This window comes from Rhodococcus sp. USK10 (assembly GCF_019378875.1).
In the GTDB taxonomy this organism is placed as follows: Bacteria; Actinomycetota; Actinomycetes; order Mycobacteriales; family Mycobacteriaceae; genus Rhodococcus_F; species Rhodococcus_F pseudokoreensis.
Genome location: NZ_CP076047.1, coordinates 1,318,464 through 1,333,573, shown reverse-complemented (window position 1 = coordinate 1,333,573; position 15,110 = coordinate 1,318,464). Strand labels below are relative to the sequence as shown.

15 protein-coding genes and 4 pseudogenes are annotated in these 15,110 nt (G+C 69.3%); 11 read left to right on the top strand and 8 right to left on the bottom strand.

What is annotated here, in order from left to right:
* The first annotated feature begins 62 nt into the window (after positions 1-62).
* A complete protein-coding gene (locus I1A62_RS06810; protein ID WP_219454942.1) occupies positions 63-779 on the top strand; it encodes an ANTAR domain-containing protein in 717 nt (238 codons plus the stop codon).
* A gap of 25 nt (positions 780-804) precedes the next feature.
* On the opposite strand, the gene I1A62_RS06805 is transcribed toward I1A62_RS06810, so the two are convergent.
* On the bottom strand, positions 805-1,059 hold the full coding sequence (locus tag I1A62_RS06805) for a hypothetical protein (RefSeq protein WP_219454941.1): 255 nt from the start codon (positions 1,057-1,059) through the stop codon (positions 805-807).
* Between I1A62_RS06805 and I1A62_RS06800 the strand changes: the two genes are divergently transcribed.
* Entirely contained in the window at positions 1,030-1,596 is a 567-nt protein-coding gene (locus tag I1A62_RS06800; protein ID WP_219454938.1) for a GAF domain-containing protein, read from the top strand. The genes I1A62_RS06805 and I1A62_RS06800 overlap by 30 nt on opposite strands.
* 29 nt (positions 1,597-1,625) lie before the next feature.
* Here the strand turns inward: I1A62_RS06800 and I1A62_RS06795 are convergent, their stop codons facing one another.
* Both I1A62_RS06795 and I1A62_RS06790 read right to left on the bottom strand, forming a co-directional pair.
* Positions 1,626-1,997 carry a hypothetical protein gene (locus I1A62_RS06795; RefSeq protein ID WP_219454936.1) on the bottom strand — a complete coding sequence of 124 codons (372 nt, stop codon included), beginning with the start codon at positions 1,995-1,997 and terminating at the stop codon, positions 1,626-1,628.
* Positions 1,994-2,440 (bottom strand): DUF6292 family protein, encoded by a 447-nt coding sequence (locus tag I1A62_RS06790; protein ID WP_257890500.1) that lies wholly within the window; start codon positions 2,438-2,440, stop codon positions 1,994-1,996. Before I1A62_RS06790 ends, I1A62_RS06795 begins: the two co-directional genes overlap by 4 nt.
* Before the next feature lie 185 nt (positions 2,441-2,625).
* On the opposite strand from I1A62_RS06790, the gene I1A62_RS06785 reads away from it, so the two are divergent.
* Both I1A62_RS06785 and I1A62_RS06780 read left to right on the top strand, forming a co-directional pair.
* Complete coding sequence (locus tag I1A62_RS06785) at positions 2,626-2,892, top strand: ANTAR domain-containing protein (RefSeq protein ID WP_219453727.1); 267 nt, start codon at positions 2,626-2,628, stop codon at positions 2,890-2,892.
* Positions 2,893-3,163: 271 nt separating this feature from the next.
* Entirely contained in the window at positions 3,164-3,616 is a 453-nt protein-coding gene (locus I1A62_RS06780) for a DUF3052 domain-containing protein (RefSeq protein ID WP_219455017.1), read from the top strand.
* 75 nt (positions 3,617-3,691) lie between these two features.
* Here I1A62_RS06780 and I1A62_RS06775 read toward each other — a convergent pair whose 3' ends face one another.
* On the bottom strand, positions 3,692-4,084 hold the full coding sequence (locus I1A62_RS06775; RefSeq protein WP_219453728.1) for a DUF2267 domain-containing protein: 393 nt from the start codon (positions 4,082-4,084) through the stop codon (positions 3,692-3,694).
* Between the two features lie 125 nt (positions 4,085-4,209).
* Positions 4,210-4,515 (bottom strand): hypothetical protein, encoded by a 306-nt coding sequence (locus I1A62_RS06770; RefSeq protein WP_219454935.1) that lies wholly within the window; start codon positions 4,513-4,515, stop codon positions 4,210-4,212.
* An 803-nt stretch (positions 4,516-5,318) separates the two neighbouring features.
* On the opposite strand from I1A62_RS06770, the gene I1A62_RS06760 reads away from it, so the two are divergent.
* Positions 5,319-5,849: a hypothetical protein gene (locus I1A62_RS06760; RefSeq protein WP_257890499.1), complete on the top strand. Its 531-nt coding sequence runs from the start codon at positions 5,319-5,321 to the stop codon at positions 5,847-5,849.
* 70 nt (positions 5,850-5,919) lie between these two features.
* On the opposite strand, the pseudogene I1A62_RS06755 reads toward I1A62_RS06760, so the two are convergent.
* Positions 5,920-6,834: pseudogene (locus I1A62_RS06755) on the bottom strand (IS3 family transposase); the annotation flags it as partial.
* Between the two features lie 76 nt (positions 6,835-6,910).
* On the opposite strand from I1A62_RS06755, the pseudogene I1A62_RS06750 reads away from it, so the two are divergent.
* A pseudogene (locus I1A62_RS06750) lies at positions 6,911-7,931 on the top strand (tyrosine-type recombinase/integrase).
* Complete coding sequence (locus I1A62_RS06745) at positions 7,928-9,763, top strand: tyrosine-type recombinase/integrase (RefSeq protein WP_219454933.1); 1,836 nt, start codon at positions 7,928-7,930, stop codon at positions 9,761-9,763. Before I1A62_RS06750 ends, I1A62_RS06745 begins: the two are co-directional and overlap by 4 nt.
* Before the next feature lie 23 nt (positions 9,764-9,786).
* Here the strand turns inward: I1A62_RS06745 and I1A62_RS06740 are convergent.
* Positions 9,787-10,047 (bottom strand): annotated as a pseudogene (locus I1A62_RS06740) (transposase); the annotation flags it as partial.
* A gap of 70 nt (positions 10,048-10,117) precedes the next feature.
* A complete protein-coding gene (locus I1A62_RS06735; RefSeq protein ID WP_124395460.1) occupies positions 10,118-10,309 on the bottom strand; it encodes a hypothetical protein in 192 nt (63 codons plus the stop codon).
* 187 nt (positions 10,310-10,496) lie between these two features.
* Between I1A62_RS06735 and I1A62_RS46095 the strand changes: the two genes are divergently transcribed.
* The 4 genes and pseudogenes from I1A62_RS46095 to dnaJ all read left to right on the top strand — a co-directional run bounded on the left by I1A62_RS46095 (position 10,497) and on the right by dnaJ (position 15,101).
* Positions 10,497-10,862, top strand: a complete 366-nt coding sequence (locus I1A62_RS46095) for a hypothetical protein (RefSeq protein ID WP_257890498.1) — start codon at positions 10,497-10,499, stop codon at positions 10,860-10,862.
* 164 nt (positions 10,863-11,026) lie between these two features.
* Positions 11,027-12,913: a molecular chaperone DnaK gene (dnaK, locus tag I1A62_RS06725; protein ID WP_219454932.1), complete on the top strand. Its 1,887-nt coding sequence runs from the start codon at positions 11,027-11,029 to the stop codon at positions 12,911-12,913.
* Positions 12,910-13,659 (top strand): annotated as a pseudogene (gene grpE, locus I1A62_RS06720) (nucleotide exchange factor GrpE); the annotation flags it as partial. The gene dnaK and the pseudogene grpE, both read left to right, overlap by 4 nt.
* A gap of 254 nt (positions 13,660-13,913) precedes the next feature.
* Complete coding sequence (dnaJ, locus tag I1A62_RS06715; RefSeq protein WP_219454929.1) at positions 13,914-15,101, top strand: molecular chaperone DnaJ; 1,188 nt, start codon at positions 13,914-13,916, stop codon at positions 15,099-15,101.
* Positions 15,102-15,110 lie beyond the last annotated feature (9 nt).

Genomic DNA, 15,110 nt, shown 5'->3' with positions numbered 1-15,110 from the left:
CCGTCGGCGCTACGGCCGGGGGATCGGATTAGGGTGAGGTGAGAGCGGTCGAGGTGGTGAGGGTGGTCGTGGAGGAACGGCGACGGCAGTCGTTGTGGCGTGCGATCGCCGACGAGGCGGGCACGCCCGGACAACACGGCTGGGCGCAGCAGGTGTGCCGGTTGTGCGTGAGCGAACTGGCCGGTGTCGACGCCGCGGCGCTCACCCTCCGCGCGAGGGGTCGGGCGCAGGACCTGCTCGGCGCCAGCGACGAGTGGGCCGGTCGGCTCGACGAGCAGCAGTACACCCTCGGCGAGGGCCCCGGGGTGCAGGCGTTCGAGGACGGCAGCCCCATCCTGGTCGACGATCTGAGCCGCCACGAAGAGCGGTGGCCCGGATTCGCCGACACCGCCCACGCGGTGGGGGCGGCGGCGGTGTTCGCGTTCGCGCTGCGGATCGGCGCCATCCGGCTCGGCACGATGACGTTCTACCGGCGGCGGGCCGGCGGGTTGGCGGCCCGCGCCGTCGCCGATGCCACGGTGCTGGTCGACCTGATCACCCTGGCCCTGGTCGAGCAGGCCGAGCACGCCGAGCGGACCGGCGTCGACTGGATCCGGGACACCGGCTCCTACCAGGACGTGAACGTGGCCACCGGAATACTCGCCGCCCGCCTGGCGATCAGCCTCGACGAGGCGTTCCTGCGGCTGCGCGCCCACGCGTTCCGGCTGGGTCGCCCGATCCTCGACCTGGCCGGGGACATCCTGGCCGACCGGATCGACGTCGACGAGCTCAACGAATGACCGCCCCGCCGCGGGGAGAAGGAGATCACGCCATGATCGAGGACATCCCGGACACCCAGGCCCACGTGGTCGAGGTGCTGTCCGCGATCACGGCGCACCTCGCCGACACCGTGACCGACCCGGCCGCCGCCCTCGCCGACATCACCGCGGCTGCCGCGGATCTGCTCGGCGCCGCCGCCGCCGGCATCATGGTCGTCGACCCCGGGGCGGCGTCGCCGTCGTCGCCGCGTCCGACGAACGCGCCCGGATCGTGGAACTGCTGCAAACCCAGGGCGAGCACGGTCCGTGCCTGGACGCCGTCGCCGCCGGCACCCCGGTCGAGGTCCCGGACCTGTCCGCGCCCGAATCCCACCGCCGCTGGCCCGACTTCACCGACGTCGCCACCACCCTGGGCTACCGTGCGGTACTGGCGATCCCGATGCTCCTCGACGGCCACCCCATCGGAGGACTCAACGTGCTCTACCCCGCCGTCCGCGAGTTCACCGACTACGACCGGCGACTGCCTGCGGTACTCGCGGCCTCGGCCGTGATGGCCCTGGTCCGCGACGACGCCGCCCACCGCCGGGCCAAACTCACCGAACGCACCCTGGGCCTGATCCACGACCGTATGCACGTCGACCACGCGGTCGGACTCACCGCCGGCACCCTGCGCATCACCCCCGCCGCGGCGCGGACGCTGCTCGAACACCACGCCCGCACCCACCACACCCCGCTCCGCGCCCTCGCCCAGCACATCACCACCGGCTCGCTGACACCGGCGGACCTGACCGGCGCCGACACCCGAGACACCGGCACCGGGGGAACCGGCACCACGTAACCGGATTCACAACCCAGGGGCGTGTGGTGCTACGGCCACTCGGGGTCGGAGCGCCGGTGCGCGGCGCCGTCCACCACCGCCCGCACCCGGGCCGCGGCACGGTCACCGGCACCCGCCGTCCGGTCGAGGTCGCGGGTGGCGCGTTCGAGGACCAACTCGTCGTGGTCGGCGGTGGTCCCGGATCGTTCCCACGCGATCAGGATGCCCGCGCACTCGTCGCGGGCGGCACGGGCGGCCACGGCGCGCAGCAGCGCCAGCGCCGCCTCACGGCCGGGAGGCGGCGGAATGGTGGTCATGTCTCCAGCCTCCTCTTCTTTCCGGTCCGCGCCACCGGCGAGTTTCCGGTCCGCGCCACCGGCGAGTTTCCGGTCCGCGCCACCGGCGAGCGAACGTTCCCTCACCCACCGGACGATCCGCGTTCGGTGCGATTGGTGGGACTGGGGCCGCTGTCGAGCCGGTGGACGAGAGTGGGGACCGGGAAGGCGTCCCGGGCCCGGTATTCGAGGTGTAGCAGGTCCGCGATGAGCTCGTCGGTGCGGTCGGCGATGGCCTCCGGTGGCGGGCGGCGGCCGATCCCGAGCCCGCCGATGATCAGGACCCGATCGGTGCGCTGACCCTCGATTCCCAGAGACCACCCGAAGCGAGGGTTCCAGGCGATCAGGATGTGGCGTCCGCTGTAGTACCGGAACTGTTTCGACAGCACGACCACGGCGTCGAAGGTGACCGCGTCCCATCGGCGGATCGTTTCGGCGTTCAGTGCCCGCGCGACCGCGAACACGTAGGCCTGGACGTCGGGGGTGTCGCCGGCGCCGGCGCCGCGCTTCATCGTGACCACTTCCTCCACCGCGACACACTTACCCGTCCGCGGTGAGCTCGAAACTACCCCGTCGACACTGGTCAGTGCGATAAACGGTACGGGCCCGCCGCCCAGATCCGCCCGTGGACGGGGCAGGGTGAGGTTTGGGATCGGCTCCAATCGGGCACCACCCCCACACACCCACCCCCAGACTTCGACGGAGGTGTCCTGAAATGGCGGCATTGCACGGTCACACCACCACCCATCCCCGCAGCACGCGTACCCGCGCCCTCGACACCGCAGAGGGGGTGCTGATCGGGATCCGCCGGATCGGGACCGCGGACGCTTTCGACGAACTGGTGAGCGCCGCCCGCCGCCACGGCGTGTCCGTCTTCGCCCTCGCCGAGACCCTGGTCGCGCTCGCCAGCGGAAACGAGCTGCCCGACCCGGCCGCAGCCCGCGCGGCCCGAACCGAATGGGGCGCACTCTTCTCGCCCTGAACCCCGGAAGCACCGTGTCAGGATATGCGCTCAGCCACCTGTTCCCCGAATCCGCATCTCGCAGGTTTCGGTGATCGGGTCGGCGGATACTCTACGGGCACTGCCGCCCGAGTTCGTTCCGACACACCGCGATTCGGTCGGTGGGGCCCACCAACCGACGGTGACCGATAGGGCGCTCACTCCGGTTGGTGGGCCACCTAGCCCACCGGGACAACCACGACCCCGGCAAGCGCGCCGGGAGCCGACCCCATCGAGACGAAGGAGTTGGGCGATCTCGACGGCGGGGCACGCCGGCGGTCAGTCCACCGGCCTGTGCCTGACCGAGGAGACGATAGTGCAGGAACTGGGATGGGACGACGATGTCGACGAGGACCTGCGTCGACGCATCGAGGACATCCTCGGGGACGAATTGGTCGATGACACCTTCGGCGACAGGGTCGACGTGGTGTTGCTGTGGTGGCGCAGCGGCGACGGTGACCTCGCCGACGAGCTGATCACCGCCCGCACGGTGTTGTCCGGCACCGGTTTCGTGTGGTTGATGACACCGAAACCGGCCCACCCCGATCACATGGCCCCGGCGGAGGTGACCGAGGCCGCCGACCTCGCCGGGCTGCACGTCACCTCCCGGATCGACCGGCGCGACTGGCTCGGAACCCGGCTCACCCAGTCCAGCTCACCCACCCCACGGGCACGGTCGTCCTCGGCGCGGCCGCCCGCCTTGTGACAGGAACAGGGGAACTTTGCCGGGTGACGATGTCACCCGGGCGAGCCTGAGGCTGTGATCCGGTTCCCCGGGGGGTCACACCATTTCGGGGCGGCCGAACAGTGGCGCGAACCCCTCGGGCAGCGACCCCAGTACGGTGCGCAGGCAGTCGTCGTCGACCGCCTGGGCCACCGTGGCCAGCACCGCGCTGGTGTCCCATTCGGCGGTGGTGGGGTGGGCGTCGAGGGCTTGGGCGATCCGGCGCCGGAACTCCTCGACCCCGTAGTCGGGTGCGGCCCGTCCGTCCTGGACCGGCCCGAGCGCGTCACGTGCCAGGGGCGGAAGTTGCGCGGCCAGGGCCCGCACCTTCCCGGGGGACAGCCGCGCCCCGAGCCTTCTCAGCACCACCATCGTCACCCGGGTGGCCTCCCGCAAGCTGTCGTATTCTCCGTATTCGCGGACCCGTGACAGGAATTCGGTGTCGTCCATCACCAGTGTCCTTTCTGTGCTCTCCTTGATCTTCTTGTTTGTTCTTGTCTCGGTCTCGAGGTGCTGCTCGCACGTCGGCCGGTCCACGCCCAGGAGTCCATGCGCACGCCGAGAGGGGGTGGTGGTCAGGGCAGGGTCGCCGGAGGTGTCGGCGAGATCAGCGCCCAGAGGAACAGCAGTCCCAGGGCGATGCCGACCGCCCCGGCGGCGATCCCGGCCAGCGCGTCGCGGGCCGTGGGATCGGCACCGCCGGACGGCCGGCCCCACAGGGCCGTGACGCCGGCGACGACGGCGACCGCACCAAGAACCACCCCCAGCCCGAACGCCCAGAACAGAACGACCGACAACCCACCCCACATCATCGCCGCATCACCGCAGCGTTGCACCGAATCATGGCGCCGGGTAACGCGATCCTGTCCAGCAGAACCCATGTGCCAAGTTCCCCCTTCGTGTTCCGATCGGGTGGTGCCACCGTTCCCGGGGCACGGGTGCGCGTCGGAAACGGCGCGGAGGGTCAGTCGGTGGTGACCTCGATGCGCCGCGATCGGGCGCTCGCGGTCTTCGGGATGGTGCCGGTGAGAAAACCCTTGGCCAGTGCGCGGTGATCTTGTCGGCATCGACGTCGCGGGCCAGCAGAGTGCGGAATTCGAAGCTGCCGGTGCGGCGGGTGCGGCTGCGGGTCCGCAACCACCCGACCTTCTTCTTCTCCACGAACTCCCGCTGATCTCGAGTTCGTTGGCCGACAGGGTGATGTCGAGGTCCTCGCGGGCGACGCCGGGCACCTCCACCTCCACCACGTAGCCGTCCTCGGTCTCGGACACCTCCGCCAGCGGCCGCCAGGTCTCCTGTCACCGAACGCGGCGGCCGGCATCGAGTCCCGCAAGGGACTGATCCGCCGTGCGATGTCGGTGAGCTCGGCGACCGGGTCCCACCGGCCCGACTCTCCACCGCTGCGATTCGCAGGTGCAGTCATGCCGCGACACCTCCCACCTACCGCTTGTGTGTTGTTCATCCCCCGGGTGAGTGTGGACCGCCCGGGGGCGGTTCTCCTGCACCATGATTGGTACCCGAGATCCCGGAATCCGAAACCGCCCACCACCGCCCTATCGGTGGAAATGCGGGCGGGCGGCGCGGGCTCGGACGGCCGGGGTGGCTCGCGATCGCCGCCATCTGGCCGGAGCACGATGTCAGGCGGCGCTGGCCGGAACGGGCGGTGACCGGGAAAAATGGGGGGATGCCTCAGGTGGGTGGGCACTCGCTCGGCGGCCGGGTGTGGCGGTTCCCGGTGGTCGAGGGTGCGCCGGCGCGTGCCGGTGCGCCACCGGGCTGGGCGGCGGCCCTGGTGGCGGTGGCGGAGGATCTGCGGTGCTGTTGCCGCGGCGGGCCGGTGCGGTGGGACGGGGTGTGCTGGGAACTCGCGATTGATCCCGACGGGGTTCGGCTGGCCTGGGATCCGGCCCCACCCGGCATCACCGCACCCGGCGGTGATGCCGGCGGGATCGGCGAGATCGGGTCGGGCCGTTTCGTTCTCGGGCGCGGCCTGGCCCCGCGGCTACCGGCGGTCGAGGCGACGATATGGGTGGCCAACACCGTGCAGGCGGCGCTGCTGCGGCAGCTGCGGGTGCAATGGCCCTGCCGCGATCACGCGGCCGTATGGGTGCCCCGGATCCGCGGCGGCCACCCGTGCTGGGTCGATCCGTACGGTGGACGCACCGTGACCACGATCGGCAGCCTCACCGCCGCCGCCGACACCGGCAGCCCTTGACGACCGGGGCACCCGATGACGACCGGGCATTGGGCTGTGTCAAGGTTCGTAGACGGTCTGTTTGTGGATTTCAGGCTGCGGTAGCGATCTGAGCGTTGTGGTCGGCTCGGGCTTCCGCGGGGGTGCGGTAGCCGAGGGTGGAGTGGAGCCGCTGTCGGTTGTAGAACACCTCGATGTACTGCATCACCTTGAACCTCGCCCGCACCCGGGTCGCGAAACTCTCCCGGTAGTACATCTCATTCTTGAGCATGCCGAAGAAGGACTCGGCGACGGCGTTGTCCCAACATTGACCGGTGCGTCCGACCGACAATCTCACGTCGAAATCCTTTGCGAGCATTGAGTACTCGTCGGACGTGTACTGGCTCCCGCGGTCCGAATGGAACACCGCCCGCGGCTCGAGACGCCCGTGCGCGTGCGCCATCGTCAGGGCGTCGCCGATCAGCTCGGTGCGCATGTGGTCGGCCATCGACCAGCCCACCACCTCCCGGTTGAACAGGTCGATCACCGTCGCCAGGTACAGCCACCCTTCCCCGGTGCGCAGATAGGTGATGTCGCCGACCAGGCGGGTGCCCGGTGCGTCGGCGGTGAAGTCCCGGCCGATCAGGTCCGGGCGGGCGTCGGCATCATCGGCAGGGATCGTGGTGCGCTTGCGCAAGCGCGGCTGGACACCGAAGATCCCGAGGTCGCGCATGATCTTGCGCACCAGTCCCTCCGATGCGGCGACTCCTCGGCGGCGCAGCTCTGCGAGCACCCGCCGGAATCCGCTGGTCTGATGGGAGTCGTCGTGGATCGTCTTGATCAGCGCGGCCAGGCGCGCCCGCCGGGCCGCGGCCGGCGAGAGCGTTCCCCGGCGCGTGGCCCACGAGTAATACCCGGCGCGGCTCACCCCCAGCAGGCCCGCCATGAACTCGATGCCGTAGTTGGCCTTCTCCGCGTGCATCAGCGTGAACTTCTCGTTCACCGCTGCTCCTTCGCGAAGAAGGCCATGATATGCGGGTGATCTGACAGCTCGACTGTCAAGCTGATCGAGTTGGAACCCGGCTCGGTTCAGGAGGCCCGTCATGAACGGTTTCACCCCCCACCTCGTGCACGATCCTGGCGAGATCCCGCGCCTGGGCGACCCGCTCGTCGACGAGTACCTGCGGTTCGTCGCGGCGCGAGCCCGCCACAACACCCTGCTGGCGCAGACCTTCGACCTGAAAGTCTTCTTCACCATCGTCGGCAAGACCCCGACCCAGGTGAGCACCAGCGACGTGTTCGCGTTCATCCAAGCCCCAACGCATGCCCCGCAACGAGAACGTCGTCCGCCTCGCCGACGGCGAATCCGGTCTCGCGGCGTCGACGATCAAGCGCCGCCTCGCTTCAGTCAGCGGACTGTTCTCCTACCTCGGCGAACGCGGGCTCGTCGACAACAGCCCCGTCCCACGAGGTTTGACCACCCGGGCGGTGCGCTCGCAGATGCGTGACCCGCTGATCAGAGCGCCGCGACGCCTGCCACGCATACTCGACCCGGCCGAGGCCAACGCCCTGCTCGGGGCGCTGCGGTCCGAGCGCGACCGGGCCATGGTCCTGCTGATGCTGTTCGGCGGCCTGCGCCGATGCGAGGTCCTCGGCCTGCGGATGCCCGATGTCCGCCCCGGCGAACGGCGTGTGTTCGTCTCCGCCGGCAAAGGCGGGCACGAACGCATCGTGCCTGTGACCTCGGCGTTCTTCACCGCCCTAGGCGGCTACCTCGACGGCGAACGCCCGCCCGGCGCCGCCACCGACCACGTCTTCGTGGTGTTGAAACGTCCACGGCGTGGCAACCCGCTCACCGCCGCGGGCCTCGACGAGATCCTCTCCGGCGCCCGCATCCGCGCCGGCCTACCGCACGCGACCTGCCACGAGCTGCGGCACACCTGCTTCACCCGCCTGCGCGAGTCGGGAATGGCGCTCGAGGCGATTCAAGCCCAAGCCGGCCACGCCTCGATCGAGTCCACCCGTATCTACCTGCACCTGGCCAACGACTGGCTCATCGGCGAGTACTCCAAGGCGATGGCCATCCTCGACGGCATCGGCGACACCGAAGAGGACGTGAAATGAGGTCCACCACAACAGGTTCCGCGAGCCATCAGTGGGCTGCCGCGGCCACATATATCGACACGGCCGTCAGCGTGGATTCCCGCCGCACCAGGCTGCGGGCAGTGCTGGGATTCGAAGACCACTTCGGGGATCTGAGCACCTGGCACGCCCGGCCGGTGGCCACACGGATGGCGGCCCCCGCCATTGCCCGAGCGTTCGCCGCCTTCGCCGCCGTCTTCGAACAGTCGGCGGTCGATGCCCCCTACGTCGTGCGATCGGCCTCGCGCTGGGGCACCTACCTGGGAGCCCGTGAGCCCGCCGCCGCCACGATGTTTCGTGCCCAGGCGACCAGCCTCGGTTTCTGCGCACCTGAGGCCGACAGGATGTGGCACCGGCTCGCCCAGATCTGCGTGATCACCGGCTCAGGCCCGGACTCGATCTCCTCGGCGCGGTATCTCACCGGCCGCCAGCAGCTCGTCGACGCAGTCGTAAACAACCTGGGACACTCGCCAAAGTCGTTGAACGCACCACTCTTCGGCCTCGACGCCGTCATGTTCCACCGCGGCCAAGGCCCCGCCCCGCATCCACGCAAACAGTGGGCCGCCCGCTCGGTCCCGGAAATCGGCTGGGACCGCGTCGAGGACGCAGCGCCCGTCATGGCCGCCACCATGCGCCGCTACCTCGACCAGATCGGGATCAGCCTGCGCGCCTCGTCGGTCGGCTGCATCGAGACCACGCTGCGTCAGTTCGCCGGACATCTGGCCACCACCACCGACATCACCTGCGTCGCCGATATCGACCGCACGCACGTCGAGGCCTACAAGACATGGCTGGCGGCCCGTCCGGGATACCGCAAGACCACGAGTCTGTCCAAGACCACCATCGGGATGCGGATGGGCCACCTGAGCGCGTTCTACCAGCGCATCATCGAATGGGACTATCCCGACATCCCGGCCCGGGCGCCGGTCTACTCGTCGGACCGGCCGATCAAGGACAAGCCGCTGCCGAGGTTCCTCGACGACGGCGCCGCCGCGAAGTTCCTCACCGCGGCCCGCAACCTGCCCGACGAGTTCGATCGTCTCTGCATCGAGATGCTCTCGCGCACGGGCATGCGCAAGGGCGAACTCCTGGGCCTGACCGTCGACTCGGTGGTCCAGATCGGCTCGGCCTACTGGCTGCGGATCCCGATCGGCAAGCTCCACAACGACCGCTACGTCCCGCTGCACCCACAACTGAAAACGATGATCGACGCCTGGCTCACGCACCGCCCGGACTGGCAGGACAGCCCGCTGCTGTTTACCGACCGCGGCCGGCCGATCCCGGGCACCCGCGTCGACAAGGCTGTCCAATCCGCCGCTGCCGCAGCGGGAATCGGACACGTGCACCCCCACCAACTTCGCCATACTCTCGCCACCCAGGCCCTCAACCGGGGCATGAGCCTCGAGGCGATCGCCGCATTGCTCGGACATAAAACCATGACGATGACGATGGTTTACGCCAAGATCGCCGACCGCACCGTCGCCGACCAATACTTCGCCGTCACCGAGAAAGTCGAAGCCCTCTACGACAAACACCAGCCCGCGGTCCTACCCGCCGAAGACGAGCCTACCGAGATGCGCAAGCTCCGCGCCGAGGCCCACCGCCGGATGCTCGGCAACGGCTACTGCGCCCGGCCCGTCGAGTTGGATTGCCACTTCGAATCGATCTGCGAATCCTGCACGTTCTTCGTCACCACCATCGAGTTCCGCCCCACGCTCGCCAAACAGCGAGACGACGCCGCCGAGAAAGGCCAGATCGGCCGACAGAAGGTCTTCGACGGACTCCTTCAGCGACTCGACGACACCGGCGCTTGACACCGATCACCCACATAAGCCGCGGCTTTTTTCAAGAAGGCGTTCTCCTCGGCCAACCTGCGGTTTTCCGCTTCCAGCCGCGCGATCCGCAGCGCCTCCGGCGCCGGCGGCGCGGTCTGCGGGTCCGGGTGCGCCTGCCGGTATGCCTTCACCCAGTAGCCCAGCGAGCTCTCGTTGATCTCCAGTTCCCGGGCGACCTGAGCGATCGGCCGGCCACCCTGCACCACCAGCTGGACCGCGTCAGCCTTGAACTCGTCGGTGAACTTCCTGCGATTCGTAGACATCTCGTCCTGCGGTTCCTTCCTGGTAACGACTGTCTACAAGAAGTGTCACACCCCACATATCACTCGGGGGTCAGTCGCGGCGGTTGGCGAAGCATTCGGTGGCCGGGGTGAATCCCGGCTGGGCGAGCATGTCGATGTCCGCGCAGCCGTCGTCGCCGAAGACCACCGAGTCGGTGTGCCAGACCAGACTGACGTTCTCGCAGCCGTGCTCGAGGATCAGGTATTCGTAGTTCTTCAGCGCCACGAGTGTTTCGTCCGTCATCCTCACCACCTACGACCACATGTAGCGGGTACCGACCGCCCGAAGCCTGCCGGAGTGGCTTCCATTATGTCATCGACCTCACACGATTGCCAGAGAAAATCTGGCCGGATCGGAAAGGTTTTTGTCGGCGACGGTGTTGCATCTAGGACAGTCAGCCCCACCGAATGGGAGGAGATGACCCGGTGCGGTGACGCAGGCACCACTGACCCGGCCCGGCAGTCACGACGATCTGGGCGGCGCCCTGGCGGCGGCGCTGCCCGAGCGGATGCGCGACGGTGTGCTGGCCTATCGGCAGGTGAGCGTAATGTTCGACGTCGTCGGCCTCGGCCGGTGGGTGGTGTGCACCCGGTTCGGCACGGTCAGCGGGGAGACCCGGATCCGGGGCGGCCGACGGCCACCGCCGGCTCACGACCACCGCCCCGCAGGTGCGGTGGTGGCCCTGCCTGGCTGCGGGCACCTGCCGCAGTTCGAATGGCCCGAGGCCACCGGCGCCCCGATCGACGAGTTCCTCATCCGCACCGCCTTCCACTCCCACACCGGCGTGACCGCCTGACACGGCGCCGTCACACCGGCTCCCCGGGCCTATAGAGAAAACATGCTGTGTTTGCGGCATATTTTCTTGACCCGCATTGTTGTACGGAGAGAAAATTGAACTGTCAACGGAAGGGTTTCGGCGGGTGCGCCGACGGCGTGCCCGGGGTGTGAGGAGGGAACGTCATGGCACGGGCGGTGGGAATCGACCTGGGCACCACCAACTCGGTGGTGTGCGTGCTCGAGGGCGGCGACCCGGTGGTGGTCGCCAACTCCGGGGGCTCGCGCACCACCCCGTCGGTGGTGGCGTTCACCCGCGGCGGGGAGGTGCTGGTCGGCCAGCCCGCCAAAAACCAGGCCGTGACGAACGTCGACCGGACGGTGCGGTCGGTGAAACGGGAAATCGGCACCGACTGGCATGTGTCGATCGACGACAAGAACTACAGCGCGCAGGAGATCAGTGCCCGGGTGCTGATGAAACTCAAGCGGGACGCGGAATCGTATCTGGGTGAGGACATCACCGACGCGGTGATCACCGTCCCCGCCTACTTCAACGACGCCCAACGTCAGGCCACCAAGGAAGCCGGCCAGATCGCCGGCCTCAACGTCCTGCGGATCATCAACGAGCCCACCGCGGCCGCCCTGGCCTACGGCCTGGACAAGGGCGAGAAGGAACAGACCATCCTGGTCTTCGACCTCGGTGGCGGCACCTTCGACGTCTCGCTGCTGGAAATCGGCGAGGGCGTCGTCGAAGTCCGCGCCACGTCCGGCGACAACCACCTCGGTGGCGACGACTGGGACGACCGGATCGTGACGTGGCTGGCCGAGAAGTTCAGGGCGAGCAGCGGATTCGATTTGACCAAGGACAAGATGGCGATGCAGCGTCTGCGGGAGGCCGCGGAGAAGGCGAAGATCGAACTGAGCTCCTCGCAGAGCACGTCGATCAACCTGCCCTACATCACCGTCGACGCGGACAAGAACCCGCTGTTCCTCGACGAGCAGCTCTCGCGCAGCGAGTTCGAGAAGATCACCGCCGATCTGCTGGACCGCACCCGTGCTCCGTTCCAATCGGTGATCACGGACGCGAAGATTTCGGTCAAGGACATCGATCACGTGGTGCTCGTCGGTGGTTCCACCCGGATGCCCGCGGTGACGAATCTGGTGCGCGAGCTGACCGGCGGGAAGGAACCGAACAAGGGCGTCAACCCGGACGAGGTCGTCGCCGTCGGCGCCGCCCTGCAGGCCGGTGTCCTGGGCGGTGAGGTCAAGGACGTGCTGCTCCTCGACGTCACCCCGCTGTCCCTCGGCATCGAGACCAAGGGTGGCGTGATGACCAAGCTGATCGAACGCAACACCACCATCCCGACCAAGCGGTCCGAGACCTTCACCACCGCGGACGACAACCAGCCCTCGGTGCAGATCCAGGTGTATCAAGGTGAGCGCGAAATCGCCTCGCACAACAAGCTGCTCGGCAGCTTCGAACTGACCGGGATCGCCCCGGCCCCACGGGGGGTGCCGCAGATCGAGGTCACCTTCGACATCGACGCCAACGGCATCGTGCACGTCACCGCCAAGGACAAGGGCACCGGCAAGGAGAACACGATCCGGATCCAGGAAGGGTCGGCACTGTCCAAGGAGGACATCGACCGGATGATCCGCGACGCCGAGGCGCACGCCGCCGAGGACAGCCGCCGCCGGGAGGAGGCCGAGACCCGCAACCAGGCCGAGTCGCTGGTGTACCAGACCGAGAAAGTCATCAAGGACAACGACGACAAGGTACCCGGCGACGTCAAAGAGAAGGTCCGGTCCGCGATCAAACACGTCCAGGACGCGTTGGCCGGCACCGACATCACCGCCATCAAGACGGCAGTGGAGAACCTGGGCACCGAGTCCCAGGCCCTCGGCCAGGCCATCTACGCCGCCCAGGCCGCCTCGGAAGGCGGGACGGGCAGGGGTGACGGCGGCGGTGCTGGTGCGGCCGCCGGCGCGGGTGCGTCGGGGAACGGGCAGGGCGCCGACGACGAGGTCGTCGACGCCGAGGTGGTGGACGAACCCCGGGAGGGACACCGATGAACACACCACACGGCGAGCAGCAACGATCCGAGCAGGCCGGTCGCGGCCGGGGCAACGGGCGGCAACCGCCGCGCGAGCCGATCGCGATCACCGACCGGCGCCGGATCGACCCGGTCACCGGCCGGGTCCGCGAGGACACTCCCGAATCCCGGCCCGCGCGCACGGACCGAGGGACGAAACCGACGCTGGGCGAGAAGGCGGGTACCGCGCCGCGGGGACCGGGTGCGCCGCGGCCGGAGTCCCGGCAGACCGACCCCGACCGGGTGGCGGAACTGACCGCGGATCTGCAACGGCTGCAGGCCGAGTACGCCAACTACCGACGCCGGGTCGAGCGGGACCGGGCCGCGGTCGCCGAGAACGCGAAAGCGACGGTCGCCACCGCGTTCCTCGGTGTTCTCGACGACCTGGACTGGGCCCGCGAGCACGGCGACACCGCCCGCGAGCCCCTGCACAGCCTGTACCGCAAGATCCGGACCATCCTGACCCGGATGGGGGTGGCCGCGTTCGGCGAACCCGGGGACCGCTTCGATCCCACCCTGCACGAGGCCGCCAGCCACGAAGGCCACGGCACCGACCTGGTGGTCGACACCGTGCTGCGCCGAGGCTACACCGTCGGTGCACACAAGGTGCTGCGGACCGCGTTGGTCACCGTGATCGACCGCGACCAGTACGAGAACAACGACCCCGACGATCCACCAGAACCCGAGCAGGCACCCGGGACGAGCCCGTCCGATGCCTCGCCGGACCCCGGTTCGGCCGACCCTGATCCGCTGGCCGACCCGGATCCACCATCGGCGGAGATTGGTTCGGCCCCGCCGGTCGTCCCGAACCTGCCAGCGGGCACCGACCCTTGGTCGGAGACCGGGGTGGATGGGGATTCCGACGCCGGGCCCGAGAACCGGGGTCCGGACCCGAACCCCTACCGCTGCGGGTGAGGTGGCCTGCCCGCGTCGGCGGTCGGCAGTGATGCACCACGGATGAGGGAGGGAGGAGTTGCGCTGTGACGCAGCAGGAGTGGATCGAACGGGACTTCTACGCCGACTTGGGGGTGCCGTCGACGGCGTCGGCGGAGGACATCAAACGGGCCTACCGCAAGCTGGCCCGGCAACTGCACCCGGACGCCAACCCGCACGACCAGGCGGCCGGAGAGCGGTTCAAGGCGGTCAGCGAGGCGCACACGGTGCTCTCGGACCCGGCCAGCCGCGCCGAGTACGACCGGACCCGGCAGCTGTACCGGTCCGGGGCGTTCCGGCGGGCCGGCACCCGCTCCGGCGCCGGCGGCGGCGGGCCGGCCGGCGGAATGGGCGGATTCGACCTGTCCGACCTCTTCGGCAGTGGGGGTTCCGCGTTCACCTCCGGCGAGGCCGGGTTCGGTGACCTGTTCGGGGATCTGTTCCGCCGCAGCAGCACCCACACCACCACGTTTCGCCCGCGGCGAGGCAGCGACGTCGAGGCGCAGACCCGGCTCCCGCTCCGGCAGGCCGTCACCGGGGTGGTGCTGCCACTGCAGGTCAGCGGACCCACGGTATGCACCAGCTGCCACGGCAGCGGTGCCCGGCCCGGAACCCAGCCACGGCGGTGCCCCGCGTGCGGCGGCGCCGGAACCCTCACCCACAATCAGGGCGGCTTCGGGTTCAGCGAATCCTGCGACGACTGCCGCGGCACCGGCGTGATCGTCGACTCCCCCTGCCCGGACTGCCAGGGCACCGGGGTCGGGCACCGCACCCGCACCATCAACGTCCGCATCCCGCCCGGAGTGACCGACGGCCAACGCATCCGGCTGCCCGCGCACGGCGAACCCGGGCTGCGCGGCGCCCCGTCGGGGGATCTGTACGTCACCGTCGAGGTGGACCCGGACCCGGTCTTCGGCCGCGACGGCGACGATCTCACGGTCACCGTCCCGGTCGGCTTCGCCGAACTCGCCCTCGGCACCACGATCTCGGTGCCCACCCTCGACGGGCGGGTCAGCGTGAAGATCCCCGCGGGCACCCCGTCCGGGCGCACCTTCCGGTTACAAGGTCGCGGCGTCCCCCACCACGGCCGACCACCCGGCGATCTGCGGGTGACCGTGCAGATCGCGGTGCCGTCCCGGCTGGACCAGAGGGCTATCGACGCCCTGCGCTCCTACGAGAAGGCCCAGAAGGCCACCGGATTCGACCCCCGCACCACCTGGCCCGGCCGCCGATAGAGGTTGAGG